Annotated in this window: 13 protein-coding genes and 6 tRNA genes; 6 read left to right on the forward strand and 13 right to left on the reverse strand. The window is 38.5% G+C overall.

The features are described from left to right. The first annotated feature begins 123 nt into the window (after window positions 1-123). Window positions 124-873 (forward strand): DUF4850 domain-containing protein, encoded by a 750-nt coding sequence (locus ASF86_RS15270; RefSeq protein ID WP_056483353.1) that lies wholly within the window; start codon window positions 124-126, stop codon window positions 871-873. Window positions 874-911: 38 nt separating this feature from the next. On the opposite strand, the gene sbmA is transcribed toward ASF86_RS15270, so the two are convergent. From sbmA to ASF86_RS15295, 6 genes are all read right to left on the reverse strand, one after another. Beyond that, a complete protein-coding gene (gene sbmA, locus ASF86_RS15275; RefSeq protein ID WP_056483356.1) occupies window positions 912-2,108 on the reverse strand; it encodes a peptide antibiotic transporter SbmA in 1,197 nt (398 codons plus the stop codon). A gap of 237 nt (window positions 2,109-2,345) precedes the next feature. Next, window positions 2,346-3,581 carry a threonine ammonia-lyase gene (locus ASF86_RS15280; RefSeq protein ID WP_045435365.1) on the reverse strand — a complete coding sequence of 412 codons (1,236 nt, stop codon included), beginning with the start codon at window positions 3,579-3,581 and terminating at the stop codon, window positions 2,346-2,348. Window positions 3,582-3,785: 204 nt separating this feature from the next. Continuing rightward, a complete protein-coding gene (locus ASF86_RS15285; protein ID WP_056483358.1) occupies window positions 3,786-4,760 on the reverse strand; it encodes a patatin-like phospholipase family protein in 975 nt (324 codons plus the stop codon). Between the two features lie 169 nt (window positions 4,761-4,929). Next, window positions 4,930-6,405 carry an alanine/glycine:cation symporter family protein gene (locus ASF86_RS15290; protein ID WP_005036356.1) on the reverse strand — a complete coding sequence of 492 codons (1,476 nt, stop codon included), beginning with the start codon at window positions 6,403-6,405 and terminating at the stop codon, window positions 4,930-4,932. Between the two features lie 99 nt (window positions 6,406-6,504). Continuing rightward, on the reverse strand, window positions 6,505-6,645 hold the full coding sequence (locus ASF86_RS19685) for a hypothetical protein (protein ID WP_155860176.1): 141 nt from the start codon (window positions 6,643-6,645) through the stop codon (window positions 6,505-6,507). A gap of 184 nt (window positions 6,646-6,829) precedes the next feature. Next, a complete protein-coding gene (locus tag ASF86_RS15295) occupies window positions 6,830-7,033 on the reverse strand; it encodes a hypothetical protein (protein WP_017389799.1) in 204 nt (67 codons plus the stop codon). Between the two features lie 508 nt (window positions 7,034-7,541). Between ASF86_RS15295 and ASF86_RS15300 the strand changes: the two genes are divergently transcribed. Further along, window positions 7,542-8,249 (forward strand): nitroreductase, encoded by a 708-nt coding sequence (locus ASF86_RS15300; protein ID WP_045125922.1) that lies wholly within the window; start codon window positions 7,542-7,544, stop codon window positions 8,247-8,249. A gap of 25 nt (window positions 8,250-8,274) precedes the next feature. Here ASF86_RS15300 and ASF86_RS15305 read toward each other — a convergent pair whose 3' ends face one another. Next, window positions 8,275-9,489, reverse strand: coding sequence for a multidrug effflux MFS transporter (locus tag ASF86_RS15305; RefSeq protein WP_004639023.1), 1,215 nt, complete (start codon window positions 9,487-9,489; stop codon window positions 8,275-8,277). Window positions 9,490-9,615: 126 nt separating this feature from the next. On the opposite strand from ASF86_RS15305, the gene yccS reads away from it, so the two are divergent. The 4 genes from yccS to ASF86_RS15325 all read left to right on the forward strand — a co-directional run bounded on the left by yccS (window position 9,616) and on the right by ASF86_RS15325 (window position 16,104). After that, on the forward strand, window positions 9,616-11,790 hold the full coding sequence (gene yccS / locus ASF86_RS15310; RefSeq protein ID WP_081407732.1) for a YccS family putative transporter: 2,175 nt from the start codon (window positions 9,616-9,618) through the stop codon (window positions 11,788-11,790). 100 nt (window positions 11,791-11,890) lie between these two features. After that, window positions 11,891-12,466, forward strand: a complete 576-nt coding sequence (locus ASF86_RS15315; RefSeq protein ID WP_005036343.1) for an SdpI family protein — start codon at window positions 11,891-11,893, stop codon at window positions 12,464-12,466. A 155-nt stretch (window positions 12,467-12,621) separates the two neighbouring features. Next, a complete protein-coding gene (locus ASF86_RS15320; protein ID WP_056483363.1) occupies window positions 12,622-15,204 on the forward strand; it encodes a PepSY domain-containing protein in 2,583 nt (860 codons plus the stop codon). Window positions 15,205-15,318: 114 nt separating this feature from the next. Then, complete coding sequence (locus tag ASF86_RS15325) at window positions 15,319-16,104, forward strand: YdcF family protein (protein ID WP_056483368.1); 786 nt, start codon at window positions 15,319-15,321, stop codon at window positions 16,102-16,104. Window positions 16,105-16,585: 481 nt separating this feature from the next. On the opposite strand, the gene ASF86_RS15330 is transcribed toward ASF86_RS15325, so the two are convergent. From ASF86_RS15330 to ASF86_RS15355, 6 genes are all read right to left on the reverse strand, one after another. After that, window positions 16,586-16,661 (reverse strand) — tRNA-Val (locus ASF86_RS15330). A 66-nt stretch (window positions 16,662-16,727) separates the two neighbouring features. Next, window positions 16,728-16,804: transfer RNA gene (locus tag ASF86_RS15335), tRNA-Asp, on the reverse strand. Window positions 16,805-16,840: 36 nt separating this feature from the next. After that, window positions 16,841-16,916, reverse strand: a tRNA-Val gene (locus ASF86_RS15340). An 89-nt stretch (window positions 16,917-17,005) separates the two neighbouring features. Continuing rightward, window positions 17,006-17,082 (reverse strand) — tRNA-Asp (locus tag ASF86_RS15345). Between the two features lie 48 nt (window positions 17,083-17,130). Continuing rightward, window positions 17,131-17,207: transfer RNA gene (locus ASF86_RS15350), tRNA-Asp, on the reverse strand. Between the two features lie 24 nt (window positions 17,208-17,231). Then, window positions 17,232-17,307: transfer RNA gene (locus ASF86_RS15355), tRNA-Val, on the reverse strand. Window positions 17,308-17,323 lie beyond the last annotated feature (16 nt).

Raw genomic sequence — 17,323 nt, forward strand, 5'->3', positions numbered from 1 at the left:
TTTTCATGTCTCTATAGATCTGTTTTTATTATTAAGTTAAAAACAGTATAAAATTTTGGGTTACCGTCTAGTTTAAAAGAATATGCTAGGTTGATAGAAAATTTAAATGATTACTTTTTAAAAATGAAAAAACTATATTTTTTACTATGTGTCGCGTTAGTGAGTACAGCTTCAATTACACATGCCGAAGTAAAAAGCTTTACTCCCTATTTCCCAAAGTTTTATAGCTCTGCTGCAACCCGCAAAGCAGATAATCAGTTCTACGCTCTCGGAGAAGCAAAATTTTTAAATGGTATTACCGTGCCATTTTATGGTGTTACTGCGCTGAGCCCAACAGATGATGGTTTGCTTAAAGATTTTGAAAAATGCACACTAAAAAATTGCCGCTTTAATTTTAAGCTTGATGCTCAACATGCCAAGCAGCTTAAGCTTCTTGCACTACCTGAAACAGGGTTAGTGCTTGTACCTAGAAATTGGCAAGATGTGCAAGCAAATGCAGGTGCCAACGGTAGTGGTTTTGCTCTAATAATGAGTCCAGATCAAAAACAAGCAATAGAACTTTATGACTCTTCATTTTGTGTTGGATGTGGATTGCCAAATGCAACGCTCTACTTTCCTGAACTGTTAAAAGAAAGTATTGAAAATGAGTTTGGTGGATATAAAGACCCTAAAAAACTGATCAATATTGTTCATCCCTCTAAAAAAATAGCTTTTTTTAGTTATCAAATTCCCCAACTCAATAATAAAACACATGGCATTGCGAAATATTACGACGAAGACACGTTTAACTATAAAGAGATTCAAGTGACCTTAGATAAATCTCAACAGTCTTTGGTTGGCCCTATTCTCAACTTTTATAACGCAACTCATTAAACCCAAGCTCATAAAAAACCCGCTTTCGCGGGCTTTTTTTACTTATGTAATATCGATTCAAAGGCTTTTAAACGCTTATAAATTGAAAGTAGTTCAATAATTGTTTTCCATGAACTAATTAAATATTGGAAAGATTCACGTACACGTCCAAATACATTTGCAATTTGTTGAATTAAACCTAATGTGAGCTTACCAGCAGCAATTGATGGGAAAAGGACAACCAAGTTATACAAAATATCAAGTTGCCCATACCAAATCGCCGTCATATTAAAATATGCATAGTGAAAATAAAGTCGGAAATAGTTTTTACGTACATTACTGAATAACTCACGTAAGGTAGCGGGTTTTGCCCGATCTTCATGGTCTTCACCGTAAACCAATTCCTTACGATATGCCGCCTCTACTTTCTGATTATTAAATTGAAGCCCTGGTAACTTTACACCTACTACCATTAATAGGACGGTCCCGAAAATTGACCAGACTATTGCCGCCCATACTAAAGAATGATCTAACTCTCCAATAATGGGTAATGTAGGAACGTATTTAGACAGTTGGAATAAAATAGGTAAAAACGCAATAAGTGTAATAATTGCCTTTACCAGCTCAACACCCAAATCTTCCAAAATAGTTGCAAAGCGCATCGTGTCTTCTTGTACACGCTGTGAGGCACCTTCAACATGGCGCAGTTGCTCCCAGTGCTCAGTGTAATATTCATTCATTGCCGTACGCCAACGAAATACATAATGGCTGGTAAAAAAAGCATTAATCACGGCCAGAGTTACAGCCACCATTGCAATATAAAGAAACACTAAGGTCTCGCTATAAAGTGCCGAAAGATTTCCCCCACCATTTGAAAGCATTTTTTGAATTAAATCCCAAAATGGCACATACCATGCATTAATCGCAACACTGACCTGAACAGCAAACCAGATATTAAACAAAATAAATGCCGAGCCCCATATAGACCAACGCTGCCATGGATTATTGGAAATAATTTTCCAAAAGCCAGCAAAGAGAGCGGTAGAGACTAAAAACCAAAGATAAAACCATAAAAAAGCAGGTGACCAAAAACGGTTTACACCAACTGGCAATTCAGCTTCAGCATAACCATGAGGAAAGCCTAGATACTCACCCCAGTGATCTCCGCCTGTGTACCAGAGCACCATATTTAACGCGAGCCAAATGACCGCAGATATAAAGAAATATCGTGGTGATGGAAAAAATGATTTGAACATTGAGCGCGGATATCCTTATATTTCTTCAAATTTACAATGAGAAGAATACTAAAACCTAAACCTTAAAATTGTGAAGGATAAAGTTTAGAGAATTGTCAGTTTTTCTCGTTTCATTGAAGGATTTAATCGTTTTTTTGTAAATTCATCCCTTTTGAGCAATTTAATCCATTTAAATTGCCTTGTATATGACCCTCGATAGAGCCATATACGGCTTTTATAACACAGCAATATCAGAGATTAAATCTCTTCTTTACGAACAATATAGCCTTCCAACTGCATTGCCTGAATGAGCAAATCTAGGTCTGAGGCACTTTTAAGCTCAACGTCGACACTTACTGCACTTTCTTTTGCACGGCTTGTTGCAGCAAAGCGCTCATGGCGAAGTTCATAAATATTACCGCCTTGCTCAGCAATAATTGCGGTTAAACGAGCTAAAGCACCAGGGTTATCCGGCAATTCAACACGAATACGCACCATACGACCTGTACGCGTTAAATGACGTTGTAATACAGATACCATAACGCGTGTATCAATATTGCCACCAGACAGCACCACACCCAATTTATGGCCTAAAAATAGATCAGGACGAGACATAATCGCAGCAATACCTGTCGCACCTGCCCCTTCACATACCGTTTTTTCAATATTGAGTAATAGCGCAATTGCCTCTTCAATCATGTCTTCAGTGACAACAACAATGTCATCAACATATTCTTTAGCAACTTGAGTCGTAAGCTCACCCGGAGTTTTTACCGCGATACCTTCAGCAACTGTAGAACCCATTGAAACTGCATGCTGATAATTGCACAGTAGTTTTGCCATACTTGGGTAAACGACTGACTGCACCCCAATAATTTTAATCTTTGGATTTATAGCTTTTGCAGCAATCGCAATACCTGAAATTAGGCCACCACCACCAATAGGTACAACTAAAATATCTAGATCAGGTACAGCTGCAAGCATTTCAAGCGCAATGGTTCCTTGACCTGCAATAATTTCTGCATCATCGAATGGGTGAATAATCGTTAAAGATTCTTCTTGTGCAACACGGTGCATTTCAGCAGCAGCTTCTGAGAAGTCTTGTCCATGTAAAATCACTCGTGCCCCATATTCACGCACTCGCTGTACTTTTACATTAGGTGTAGATTTCGGCATCACGATGGTCGCTGTTACACCTGTGCGCTGAGCATGATACGCTACCCCTTGTGCATGATTGCCTGCCGAAGCTGCAATAACACCATGTTGTTTTTCTTGGTCAGATAAACACAGCAGTTTATTCAGTGCACCCCGTTCTTTAAAAGAAGCTGTAAATTGTAAGTTTTCAAATTTCAGCCACATTTCAGCCCCTAAGGTTTTAGAAATGGTTTCTGAGAAAACAAAAGGAGTTTTTACGACTAAACCTTCCAAACGCTCTGCGGCAGCATGAACATCATCTAATGTTGGAAACCCATTTTTAACCTGTTGCTGTATCATTTATCTAGTCAGCCTCAATACATTACAAATCAATTATTTTTTAAAAATGACATCAATATTTTATATTGGTCATCAGAGTTTTCAGCATATCCAACATGTACCTAATATACAAAAATTTTTATTCCAAAAATTAAGGATTTAAACTCGCATAAAAAAAAGCCCTGCTCAGACTTTTTATTTAATTTTCAAAAGATTAACGTTAAATCATTGGGTTTGTGCGCTCAAGCCATCCGTAGATAGATTTTGTTCAGCTATTTTTTCATCAATTGCAAATTGAATATCAGAAAGTTTGGCATTAGCTGCATCGATGCCAGATTTCATGGTAGCTTCACGGCCTTTCACATCAAAAATATGCGCTTTTTCTCTTAAATCTGGCTGAATAACAACATCCGCATATTGCAATTCTTCTGCCGCTAGACGACCTTGCATAATATTAATATTCTGGTTGAACAGCCCCCAGACATTCGAGGTTTCTGTATAAATAGGCTGAGCTAAAATATCAACAGCAATAATGACATCAGCACCTAAATCACGAGCGACTTCAACAGGTACAGGGCTCACTAAACCGCCATCGACATATTCAGATTTACCGATTTTAGTCGGTACAAACATGCTTGGAATTGAAGCCGAGGCTCTTACGGCTTGACCAGTATTACCATAGTTAAACACAGTTTTAGTGCCATGTTTTAATTCGGTTGCAACCACATACATTGGGATTTTCATTTTTTCGAGTGGCATGTTGTTTACTTGCTCATTAACGTAGTTTTCTACTTTTTTGCCATCAAAAAAACCTTTTAGCCCGATACTAATATCACGCACATCGCCAGCTTTCATTTTTAATGCAGTATCACGTAATTCAGAAGGACTTTTACCACTTGCATAAAGTGCTCCAACAATACTACCAGCACTGGTACCTACAATAAAATCTGGTCGAATACCATGTTGTTCCAAAACCTCAATGACACCTATATGAGCATAACCTCGTGCTCCACCGCTACCCAGTACGAGCGCCACAACTGGACGTTTTTGCTGCTTTTTAATTCGTGCAAATGGCTGATCGACAGAGCGAGCATAAGCCTCCGCTGTTTGCGGTTTTAGAGAAGCAGACAAGTGTGTAGTGGTCTGGCATCCTGCCAACACCATAGAGAGTCCGAGAACCCACAATTTAAGCTGTTTCATGGCCTATCTTCGCACTATGAGGTTTAAGTTCGGATTGCAATTTTAGTTGCTAGTCTTGTGAAAAGCTGTATCGAATTTATTTAATTTGTCATGTTTAAAATTTAGACTCAAGTATTTTATCTATCCCCCTATGAAAAAGGCCCCTTATTTATAAGAGGCCTTTTTTAACTTACCAGATATCTGAATCAACTTTCTTTTTCAATTCCGGATACTTATCAATTTTAAACTCAGGCTCTTTAATGCCTTTTTTCAATTGTTCACGGTAATCTTTCAATAATGTGCGTGCCATCGGCGTTAACAGTAAGATTGCAATCAAGTTAATAGTTGCCATGATACCCATAAACAAGTCAGCCATAGACCAAACGAGTGGAACACTACCAATTGCACCGAAGTACACCATCACCAATACAAAAATACGGAAGATGAACATTACTTTCGGATTGTTATTAATAAACTGTACATTACCTTCTGCATAGGCATAGTTACCTAGTACAGCTGAATAACAGAATAAGAATAATAAAACTGCAAGGAAGTCTGAGCCCCAATGTCCAACTTGAGTTTCTAAGGCACGCTGTGTTAATTCAACACCGACAAAACCTGCATCTTGGTAAACGCCAGAAACCAAAATAATGATTGCAGTACTTGTACATACAATGAAAGTATCTACAAATACACCGAGCATTTGTACCAAACCTTGGTTTACAGGATGTTTTACATCAGACGCAGCCGCTGCGTTTGGTGCAGAACCCATACCGGCTTCGTTAGAGAATAAACCACGCTTAATCCCTTGCATCATTGCCATTGACACTGCCGCACCAAAGAAACCACCTGCTGCAGAATTAAAATTGAAAGCTTCAGTCACAATCAGCTTTAAAATATCAGGCAAAATTGCATAGTTACTGATTGCAATATATAGAGCAACAGCTAGGTAAAGACCTGCTTTTAAAGGTACAAACATCTCTGCAAATTTAGCGATACGCTTAATACCACCAAAAATTGCTAATGCCACTAAAACTACAAGAGCAAGGCCAACCCATGAAATTTCTAGATCAACGCCACCTAAATGAGCAATAAGATTAGCTTTGTCCCAACCCCAAGCATGTGAAGATGCATTAGCAATCGCATTGATTTGAACTGAGTTGAATACGAAACCGTAGGTAAAGATCAATGCAAGTGCGAAGACCACACCAAAGGTTTTACTGCGTAAACCTTGAGTAATATAGTAGGCTGGTCCACCGCGGAACTGTTTAGTCTTACTATCTCTAACTTTAAATAGCTGAGCAAGCGTAGACTCAATAAAAGCAGAGCTCATACCAAGAACAGCTGTTACCCACATCCAGAACACTGCACCAGGACCACCAATTGCGATGGCAATTGCTACACCAGCAATATTACCTACCCCAACACGGCTCGCAAGGCCTGTTACAAACGCCTGAAAAGGTGTAAGACCATGCTCATCTTCGCCTTCTGTACGACTGCTTTTCATCACTCGGATACTTTGCAAGAACATGCGAATTTGCACTGCTCCTGTTAAGACCGTATAAAAAACACCTACAGCCAGCAAGAAAATAACCAAAAAGTCCCATAAAGGATCATTAAAAAATTTTACCCACGACATCAGTGTGGCATTGAGTTGTTCATTCATACTCGGTCCGCTTACGTTCCTTGCTAATGTGCTAAAAGCACATGCCAAAATACTGCAATAAACAAAAAAGCCCCTAGAAACCGGGACTTTTCAGTAAATTCAAGAAAAAACTTTTAATGTCAATTGAATAGCAATTATCGTCACAAGTTTAAGCACCATCATGCCCAACACTAAGCCTTTGAAGGTTGCATGAGAGAAAGCGACCTTCAGACAAAATAATATCATTGCACTACTGAAAATTTCCGCTTTTGGAAAAACAGTATGCATCGACTCAGCTACAAACTTGGAAACTAACAAATGACCACCGCTAAATAAACTCGTCTAATGATTCCCATCAATTAAGCGAGTTATACAAAATCTGGATTTAAGCCAATAAGCATATTTACATATACTTTTGAGCAAATGTCTAAACTGGATATAAATTTCAAAGACTGTAACAAGCGATCGCCATAACGCGACTATCTGCGCCCTTTTCTCCATAATCAAAGAAGAGTGCGTTTAGATCTGTACTAAGCTGTTGTATTTTTTGTGGCTCAGTAGCTGCGTGAGTTACGTTCATTTTCATGGTTGCAATGGTAATCGCCAATCCTTGTTTCATGAACTGCTTGTTGATGAGTGGTAGACTCATGTAAAGCTCCTATACCTCGTGTATTTCTCCATTTCTGCACCTAAATCCTTTTTGTAAAGGGATTTTGTTTGCAGCCACTATTCCTAACGTGAGTATGGAGAAATCATACCTGCGTAAAAAAGTCGGTATTATGCAGAAATTTAAAGTTTTGTGTATATTTTTCATTAAAATTTTATATAAAAAATGGTCATATTTTATATAAAACTATCCGTTTTGTACTGTTTTTAAACATATTATACCTTTTTTTCAATTGAATATTTTTCACCCACTCACTGTTATGCTTTTATTTTTATAACCGACAAAATCATACTATTTTGTCTATTTAAATCTAAAGTGGCATATTCGAATTATGATTAATCAGACAATATGTCTAAACTAATTAAATTATCATACCTGTAAGAATATCTCTTTTCTAATATTTTTTGCTTATAAATGAAGTACTTTCAAAACATGAAATTAAGCTTCAAAAAGTATGAAAATATTTAAGACAAAGATATAGGAGTATCTCATGAATCTGGAACAAGTTCGTCTCGTTGATGAAGCTATCACTTCTCGACATTCTGTCCGCGCTTTTTTAAATACTCCAATTGAGTCAGGAGTTATTAAAGATATATTACAAGTCGCAAGTCGAGCACCTTCTGGAACAAATACTCAACCGTGGAAAGTCTATGTAATAACAGGCAACAAGCGTAATGAAATGGTTGAACGTGTTTGTGCAGCACAAATCGAAGTTTCAAAAAACCCGGAACTTGCAGAACAATATAAAGAAACTTTTGCCTATTATCCTGAAAAATGGATATCCCCTTTTATTGACCGCCGCCGCGAAAATGGTTGGGGGCTCTATGGTCTACTCGAAATTAAAAAGGGCGAAAAAGAAAAAATGGCTGAACAACAGTTACGTAACTTTAAACTGTTTGATGCACCAGCCGGCCTTTTCTTTACAGTAAATAAAACCATGGGAATCGGGTCTAAAATGGATATCGCAATGATGATCCAAAACGTGATGGTTGCTGCCAAGGCACGAGGTTTAGATACATGCCCACAAGCAGCTTGGAACCATTTTCACCCTATTGTTTTAGATATCTTGGGTGCATCAGATGATGAAGAGCTAGTTTGTGCAATTGCGTTAGGTCATGCTGACCCTAATCACATTGTAAATACCTTCATTACACCTAGAGAACCTGTCGAAAATTTCACAGTTTTTCTAGACGAATAAGATCTAAGTCGCCATTCTTTTAAAACTATGAGAATGGCTTGGTTTCTACTTGTTGCGCCGCTTTTAAAACGACAACGAACCCACTCAGCGTAAATAACACCATCATCACGCCCATGTTGAGCGATGCAGACCAAATGAGGAAGTTAAGCAGCACGCCACCCAAGAGGCCACAAGCGAATTGCATACTTCCCATAATTGCACTGGCTGTTCCTGCACGGGCACCTTGTTTGGACATTGCTAGTGCCATTGCATTTGGTCCTGTTAAACCAATGCCTGAAATAGCTAAAAATAACCCTAACATAACAAGCCATAAAGGCGCAGCAGGAATTAAACCCGCAATAAATACGATAATGGCTCCAGTCACTTGTACAAGTGAACCTGCCTTTAACCGTTTAGTGATTTCAACACGTGATGTTAAATGCTTATTTAAAGATGACATCAACATAATGCCAAAAGCATTTAGTCCAAAGGCATAAGCAAACTCTTGCTGATTCAGTCCGTATTGATCCATAAAAACTGCTGGTGCTGAGCTGATATAACAAAATAGCGCCGCCCCTGTTAAACAGCCTGCAAACATAGGTAAGCGGAAACTCGCATCTTTGAAAATAGCCCCATATAGAGTAACGACTTGATATGGTGACAGCTTGAGTCTTTTATCGATTGCCAAAGTTTCTTTAAAAAAGAAATGTACGCATAGCCAGCATATTGCTCCCACGATTGAAAGCGCAATAAAAATCGCTTGCCACGGAAACCAAATTAAAATCCATGCTCCAATCATCGGCGCCAAAATAGGTGCTAACCCCATGACAATCATCATGCTTGAAAAAGCTTGTGCCGAGCCTTGAACATCTAATCTATCGCGTATGGCTGCACGGGCCATCACCACACCAACACAGCCACCTAAAGCTTGCAAAATACGAGCAGCAATCAAGCCCCATTCATTTGTAGCCAATACACAAAATAAGCTTGCGACTGCATAAAGTGCGAGACCAAAATAAAGTGGTTTTTTTCTACCAATCCGGTCGCTTAGAGGACCATAAACCAACTGCCCAACAGCTAGACCAAAAAAGTAAGCTGGTAGTGTATTGGCCACCATTTGTGTACTTACCCCAAAATCATGCGCCATTTGTGGCAAAGCAGGTAAGTACATATCGATGGATAATGGCCCTAAAGCCGTAAGTAAAGCGAGCAACATAATCCAGCCAATAGAATATTGACGCTGGGCTGTTTGTTCAGACATAACGATATTTCATTTTTCAATCATTTGCATACAGACAAGCTTACACTGTCTATCGTATGATTTGTGCAACATTGGTGTAGAAATACACAAATCCTTTATCCTCAGGTTGATCAGCAAGGACTTCCTTTGAAATCTTGGTTTAAACGCCTAAAAAGAGCGACTTATAACACAACATTTATGTATAACGTGCGAATGCTGATAGCCTTTTCAGGAACTGCTTTCGTGCCTTATTTTCTGGGCTATCAATTAGCAACAATTCCACTTACTTTAGGTGTGGTTGCAGCCGGTTTAAGCGATATTGATGATCGCTTTTCAGTACGAATCATGAACCTGATTTATACTTATATTGGGTTCTTCATTACCGCAGCTTCCGTACAATTACTTTTCCCCTACCCAATAGCTTTTGCTTTGGGATTGATTGCTTCATGTATTGGCTGGATTTTACTAGGATCATTAGGACGTCGTTACGCAACCATCTCTTATGGTTGTTTAGTTGTTTCAGTCTATACCATGCTAGGTGTTCATCTCTTCGACCACTGGTATATCCAACCTGCCCTTTTAGTTGCAGGTGCTGCATGGTATGGCTTAATTGCAACTATTAGTTTTTTACTATTCCCAGTTCGACAACTACAAGACAAACTGGCCGCGTCTTATGCATCCCTAGGCGATTTTCTCTTTGCAAAATCAAATTTATTTGATGTAGATATGACTGCTGCCAGCTATCAGCAAAGTATGATCGAACTGTCATTAGAAAACGGTAAGTTAATTACGATTTTTAATGACTTAAAAACAGCTTTATTGACTCGTTTAAAAGGCGACCGTGGGCAAAAAGATACACGCCGTAGCTTACATTATTATTTTGTCGCTCAAGACATTCATGAGCGTGCTGACTCTGCTCATATCGACTATCAAAAGTTAGCCAAAATTTTTCAGCACAGTGATATTTTATTTAGATTCCAGCGAATTTTGGCGATTCAAGGCAAAGCTTGCCAAGAGTTAAATGAATGCATTTTACAACGCAAACCTTATAACCATAATAAAAGGTTTAAACAAAGCTTTGAAAACCTACGCCTCTCATTAGAAAAGTTACGTCGTGATCAGCATTATGACCTTTTATGGGTAAATGCGCTTTTCGCTTTATACCAAAACTTAAAATCTATCGATTCCCAGTTACTCAATCTGGAAACAGAACAACACATTCAATCTGATAAAGTGAAACAAGCCGAAAACCAGCTTAAAGATGATGATTTACAAGGCTGGAATGATATTGTTGTTCGAATAAAACAAAATTTAACTCCCGAATCTGTGCTGTTCCGCCACGCGATTCGTGTATCGATTGTTTTATTTATTGGATATGTGCTCATCCAAATGACCAATATTGAATATGGTTATTGGATTATGCTTACAGCTCTATTTGTAAGCCAACCTAATTTTAACGCGACCAAACGCCGCTTACGTCTACGAATTGTTGGAACGTTAGTTGGGATTATTGTAGGTCTTGCGATTATCTTCTTAATTCCTTCAACTGAAGGGCAACTATTTATGTTGATATTAAGTGGGGTCCTGTTTTTTGAATTACGCAGTAAGCAATATGCGCAAGCAACTGCCTTTATTACAATTTTGGCATTAATTAACTTTAATCTGGACGGTTCAGCAATGGCTGCGGCCATTCCAAGATTCTTAGATACCTTAATTGGTTGTGCTTTAGCGTGGTTTGGCGTGACATTTATTTGGCCCGACTGGAAGTTCCGTCGTTTACCTCGCAACATCAGACGTTCATTACAAGCTCAATGTAATTATTTAGCTGAAGTCGTCAAACAATATCATGAAGGCCGTAATCATGCGCTCAATTACCGAATTGTACGTCGAGCTGCACACAATACAGATGCTGAAGTAGCTTCACTTATTTCCACTTTAGCGACTGAGCCAGACTTTGACCCAACTCGTAAATCCGATATTTTTGAATTTTTATGTTTAAACCATACATTTTTAAGCTATATCGCGGCACTTGGGGCACATCGAGAAAGCCTTCAGGATCAAGCTGTTCTTAAATTATTAGACCAAGCGCTAGATGATATTCAAGGAGCTCTCTTAAGAGATGAGATGCCTGATCTTACAGCACAAAATATGCTCCAAACGATACGTCAGCGTCTAAGCCAAAATGATGAAAATGACCAAAAATCACTCATTATTTTACAGCAGCTCTCACTCATGCTTGGTGTGTTGAACCGATTTAGTATGTTAAAACAACGTCTAAGTCATGATCTTGATAATGATGCCAGTGAGCTTGCATCATTATAAATTTGCCTCGGAATTTAGTATTAAATTGGCATAATATCCTTTCCTGACTTATGCCAATTAGTGCTAAACTTAAAACAGTTTACAATTTGTTATTTGCACTATGACCGCGAAAACTTTATACGCTTATACGCTTCAGCCTGTTCCCTATGACGTGTCAGAAGCTGAACAACGTAATGCACAGCTTCTTATCTGGCGCAGCACCAATAAAATCAGCACAAAAATTTGGGCAATTATGGGTGTAGTTTTAGCCCTAGCTATATTAGGTCTTATTTTTATTAAGAACTACTCTACTGTTTTTTGCTGGGTTGCTATTGTCGCTGTAGTACTTTACTACCTAGGTCGTAAATACGGATTAGAATGGTACGTTAAACGCAAAATGAATGAATTTCCGGTACAGGAAATCAAAGGTATTCGTTTAGGCGTGCAGCCTCATGGCATCGTGATGCGCCAAAAAATGGGCCAACAAGAAGGCGTTGGTACAATTGGATGGAAAAATATCTACGAATGGTACAATGGACCTGATTTCATCTTGGTAAATTTCAAAGTAAAAGATCCAAAAGGCCAAGAACAACAAGGTGCTTATATTTTACCTAAACGTATGGATTCTAAAAACTTCTCGTTCAATACGATTCGCACGCATTTAAAAGAAGCAGTAGGCGAACCGAAAACTCTGTAAGTTTTGATTTCATAAAAAGCCTCCTTATGGAGGTTTTTTATTGCAGTAAAAACAAATGATAATGAAAATTAATATTATCTCCAAAATCCATATTATCTACTCAATCTTCGGCTATACTTCTTTACAAGATCTCCATCATATTCACATTTTCGACCATGTTTAAAAAAATTTTATTTCAAATTCATTGGTTTCTGGGTATTACTGCTGGCCTAATCTTATCCATTATGGGTGTAACAGGTGCAATTTATTCTTATGACCAACAAATTTTAAAATGGGTAAATTCTGATAGTTATGTTGTTCAAGCTGAAAGCACTCCAAAATTAACCCCTGCTCAGCTATATCAACATTTCAATACGACTCTGCCTGAAATTAAAATTAATAGCATTACGATTGCCAAGGATCCGACCGCCTCTTCTACTGTCAATATTGAAAAAGAAGGTGAACGCCGTGGCTATAATATGATGGTGAATCCTTATAACGCTCAGGTTCTGCCCGATGTTAAAGGCCGAAAACTGTTGTTATTAATACAACAAATTCATCGTAATTTAACCGCAGGCGAAGTTGGCAAGCAAATTACTGGTGCTTGTGCCTTAATGTTAATTTACTTTGTACTCAGTGGATTATATTTACGCTGGCCTAAAAAGCATTCTGCCCGTCAATGGCTCGCGGTTAAACCAAAATTGAAAGGCCGAAATTTTATCTGGGATCTACATGCTGTTGTCGGCACATGGGTCATTGTTTTTTATCTACTATTCGCATGTACAGGTCTATATTGGTCTTATGACTGGTGGCGTAGTGGCATGTTCAAAGTGATGGGTGTTGAACAACCCAAATCACAAGGTCATGGCCCTACCCCTCAAAATCGAGGAATGCAACAAAATAAACGATCTGAGCATAATACTGATAAAAAATCAGAGCCTCAATTAGATAATACTCAGCTCATTACAGCACTTAATCAAACATGGAGTGGATTCAATAGTCAGATCGGACGTGATTATTCGACACTAACATTAAGCCTACCTAAAAAAGATGATGGAAAAATTGAGTTAAGCTTTGTCGATGCTACCCCCCAACACGAACGTGCACGCAACCAAGCCATCTATAATTATCAAATTGGCACTATCGAAAAGATGGAGCTTTACGAAGATAAAAAGCTTAATCAAAAAATCATGAGCAGTATGTTACCCGTACACCGTGGTAGCTTCTTTGGACCAATTTATCAATTCGTAGCGATGCTTGCTTCATTGGCAATGCCTTTATTCTTTGTTACAGGGTTGATGCTTTATCTTAAACGCCGCAAACAAAAAAAGTTAACACAGGCAGCTCGTCAGTCTTTAGCTGGGCAATACATTGATCCAAATGCAAAGCCTTGGCTTATTACCTACGCAACTCAAACTGGTGTAGCCGAACAACTTGCTTGGAGTACGGCAACAAGTTTACAAGAAGCTCATCAACCAGTTCTGGTTAAACCTGTACAGCAGCTAACACAATCTGATTTAGAGCAGCATGAGCAGGTTTTATTTGTAATCAGTACATACGGTACTGGTGATGCTCCCGATCTCGCTACAAGCTTTGCTAAAAAGCTTTTAAAAGTGAATCTGGACCTTAAGCACATGAACTATGCTGTTTTAGCGCTAGGTTCTAAAGAATATCCTGATACGTATTGTAGTTTTGGTCATGCAGTAGATGCTTGGCTTAAAACTAATGGTGCTCATGCCCTCTTTAATACAATTGAAGTTGATAATGTAAACCTATCGGATATTCAAAATTGGAATCAATCACTTGCGAAAGCAACTAAATTAGATTTGCACGCTGTAAATTTAGAAAAAGTTTTTGATACATGGACATTACAACAACGTGACTTACTCAATCCAAATAGCTTAGGACAACCTGCTTATAATATTGAGCTTAACGCAAAGCACGAAGCAATATGGCAAGCGGGTGATATTGCTGAAATTCAGCCTGGTAATAGCCCTGAACGTATTCATGCATTCTTGCAGAAGCATCATATTCTTAAAAATGCAAAAGTTGACTCATTAGAGATTTCAATTGAGAAAGCGCTTTGGAATAAAGACTTAACTGGTGAAATTGAACCATTTGCTAATCTAGATCACTTATTGGAACAGCTCCCTACTCTACCAACGCGAGAGTACTCAATTGCGAGTATTCCTTCTCAGCAAGTACTTCGTTTAGTTGTTCGTCAACAGCATGATGAGTCTGGTAACTTAGGTTTAGGTTCTGGATGGCTGACTCAACATACTCAAGTCAATGATGACGTTGCTTTACGTATTCGTACCAATGAATCATTCCATCTTATTGATGACAACCGCCCTATTATTTGTATTGGTAACGGAACCGGTATTGCAGGCTTAATGAGCCTGTTACATACACGTACTCGTCATGACTACACTGAAAACTGGTTAATCTTTGGTGAACGTCAAAGAGGATGTGATTTCTTCTATGCATCAACAATTGAAGCATGGCAAACAACAGGAATGTTAAAACGCCTAGATTTAGCATTTTCCAGAGATCAAGAACAACGCGTGTATGTTCAAGATGTAATCCGTCAAAATGCAGAAGAACTAGTAAGCTGGATAGAGCGCGGCGCTGTTCTCTATGTCTGCGGTAGCATTGATGGTATGGCAAGTGGAGTCGACCAAGCACTGGTTGAAATTCTAGGTGATGAACAGGTAGATGAATTAAGACAACAAGGCCGTTATCGCCGTGATGTTTATTAAAGGCCAATAAATCAGAAAACCGAGTAATGACACAGATGCTTTACTCGGTTTTTTATTGCATTCAGAATGATTTTGCATAAACTGTCTGCAATTTAAATTGCAACTGTAAACACAATGCAAGTCAGTAAGTGGATCCGTATTTTCTTAGCAATCCTTGGTTCGATTTTATTTCTAGATGGATTAGTTCTAATTTGTCTCAATAAAATTAATGTTGGCACAATTATCCCTTTAATTTTAGGCGCCTTCTTCTGTCTCTATTCTTTATTCTATTATCATTTAGAGCGTTTCTTCTTCTATCATTACCGCTTACACACACTTTGGCGTTTTGGATGGTTATGCCTCTGGATATGGCTAATTAGCTTAGGCTATTTCTTTGATTTTATTAAAGAGAATAAAGAGACAAGTCAAAATTTGCCTCCAGTAAATACAATCATTGTATTAGGTAGTGGCGTTGAAAATGACCAGCCCTCTAAAACTCTTGCAAAACGTTTAGATACGGCCGCCCCTATTGCTCTAAAACAGCTCCAAGCAAAAGTTGTTGTAACGGGAGGTCTTGATTTTTCAGAAAAGGAAAGCGAAGCATTAGTGATGTCGCGTTATCTAGAACAACATTATCATTTAGCAAAAGAACGAATGATACTTGAAGATAAAAGTACAAGTACTGAACTCAATCTAATGAATAGTAAACCACTATTAGCACAGCACCACATTACCCTCGACCAACCGATTGCTATTGTGACAAGCGATTTTCACACTCCACGAGCAGCAGCTATTGCTAAAAAACAAGGTTATACGCAAGTTTATACAGTGGCGGCTGAAACACCATTAGCTACTCGCTACAATTCTTGGTTACGAGAATATTTCGCTTTTGCAAGTGGATGGTTTTTTAACGAATATTAAGAATGACTTATTTCAAAACTGCTATTAAAAAATAGCAGTTTTTTTACGCAAGAAAGTATCGTCACTGGTTAGAAATAGATTTATTAAGATTCAAAAATAGAGGGCAGAAATATATAAAACTCTATTTGAGTCATTACATGGCAAATTTAATATAAGAAAAGTCTATTCAGTAAAAATATAAAATAAATTTTTTAAGAAAATTTTAGGTGAAATAATTTTAGTCTATAACTCAAGCAATCACTTTTAAACACAGTTAGGTTTTAAACCTATAGCCCCAAATTAAATAACATAAAAGTCATTTATCCAAATAAGAAATAACTTAACTAATGATTTTCAGTCAATTGGAGATATAAACTTTGAGCTTTAGAATAGAACAACTAAATTTAGAGTGACTTAGATAAAGAATTCAAATAAAGATTAAGAATTACAAATAAATAAGCAATTTAAATATTGGAAAATTTTAACTTTCGGAATGAAATAATGGTGGGCGCTGACGGGATCGAACCGCCGACATTCTGCTTGTAAGGCAGACGCTCTACCAACTGAGCTAAGCGCCCTTAATGAGAAAAGATAACGAATGTATCTTTATACTCTACATTCTCTAGACAAGGGAATCAAGAGAATGGCGCAGCGGACGGGGCTCGAACCCGCGACCCCCGGCGTGACAGGCCGGTATTCTAACCAACTGAACTACCGCTGCACTACAATACTTTAAAATAAAGTATGGTCACATATATGGTGGGCGCTGACGGGATCGAACCGCCGACATTCTGCTTGTAAGGCAGACGCTCTACCAACTGAGCTAAGCGCCCCAAGAAGAAAAAATTAATTATTCATTAATTTTTTGATATAAGATTTTTACATCTCAAATCATCTTCCAAACACAACCCGAACTGAAAAGTGGCGCAGCGGACGGGGCTCGAACCCGCGACCCCCGGCGTGACAGGCCGGTATTCTAACCAACTGAACTACCGCTGCACTTTCACAATATCGAAATTGTGGGGTAAAACGATGTTAAGTCTTAAGTGGCGCAGCGGACGGGGCTCGAACCCGCGACCCCCGGCGTGACAGGCCGGTATTCTAACCAACTGAACTACCGCTGCACTTGAGAGCTTAACGTAAAGGCTTGGTGGGCGCTGACGGGATCGAACCGCCGACATTCTGCTTGTAAGGCAGACGCTCTACCAACTGAGCTAAGCGCCCTTTAACGTCTTCATCG

The sequence above is a fragment of the Acinetobacter sp. Leaf130 genome, from assembly GCF_001423205.1.
Lineage (GTDB): Bacteria > Pseudomonadota > Gammaproteobacteria > Pseudomonadales > Moraxellaceae > Acinetobacter > Acinetobacter calcoaceticus.

Coding starts and splice junctions, on each gene's coding strand:
- ASF86_RS15315 (WP_005036343.1), top strand. CDS start 11,891: ATGACCGCGAAAACTTTATACGCTTATACGCTTCAGCCTGTTCCCTAT.
- ASF86_RS15285 (WP_056483358.1), bottom strand. CDS start 4,760: ATGAAACAGCTTAAATTGTGGGTTCTCGGACTCTCTATGGTGTTGGCA.
- ASF86_RS15300 (WP_045125922.1), top strand. CDS start 7,542: ATGAATCTGGAACAAGTTCGTCTCGTTGATGAAGCTATCACTTCTCGA.
- ASF86_RS15270 (WP_056483353.1), top strand. CDS start 124: ATGAAAAAACTATATTTTTTACTATGTGTCGCGTTAGTGAGTACAGCT.
- ASF86_RS15325 (WP_056483368.1), top strand. CDS start 15,319: ATGCAAGTCAGTAAGTGGATCCGTATTTTCTTAGCAATCCTTGGTTCG.
- sbmA (WP_056483356.1), bottom strand. CDS start 2,108: ATGTTCAAATCATTTTTTCCATCACCACGATATTTCTTTATATCTGCG.
- ASF86_RS15290 (WP_005036356.1), bottom strand. CDS start 6,405: ATGAATGAACAACTCAATGCCACACTGATGTCGTGGGTAAAATTTTTT.
- ASF86_RS15280 (WP_045435365.1), bottom strand. CDS start 3,581: ATGATACAGCAACAGGTTAAAAATGGGTTTCCAACATTAGATGATGTT.
- ASF86_RS15320 (WP_056483363.1), top strand. CDS start 12,622: ATGTTTAAAAAAATTTTATTTCAAATTCATTGGTTTCTGGGTATTACT.
- ASF86_RS15295 (WP_017389799.1), bottom strand. CDS start 7,033: ATGAGTCTACCACTCATCAACAAGCAGTTCATGAAACAAGGATTGGCG.
- ASF86_RS15305 (WP_004639023.1), bottom strand. CDS start 9,489: ATGTCTGAACAAACAGCCCAGCGTCAATATTCTATTGGCTGGATTATG.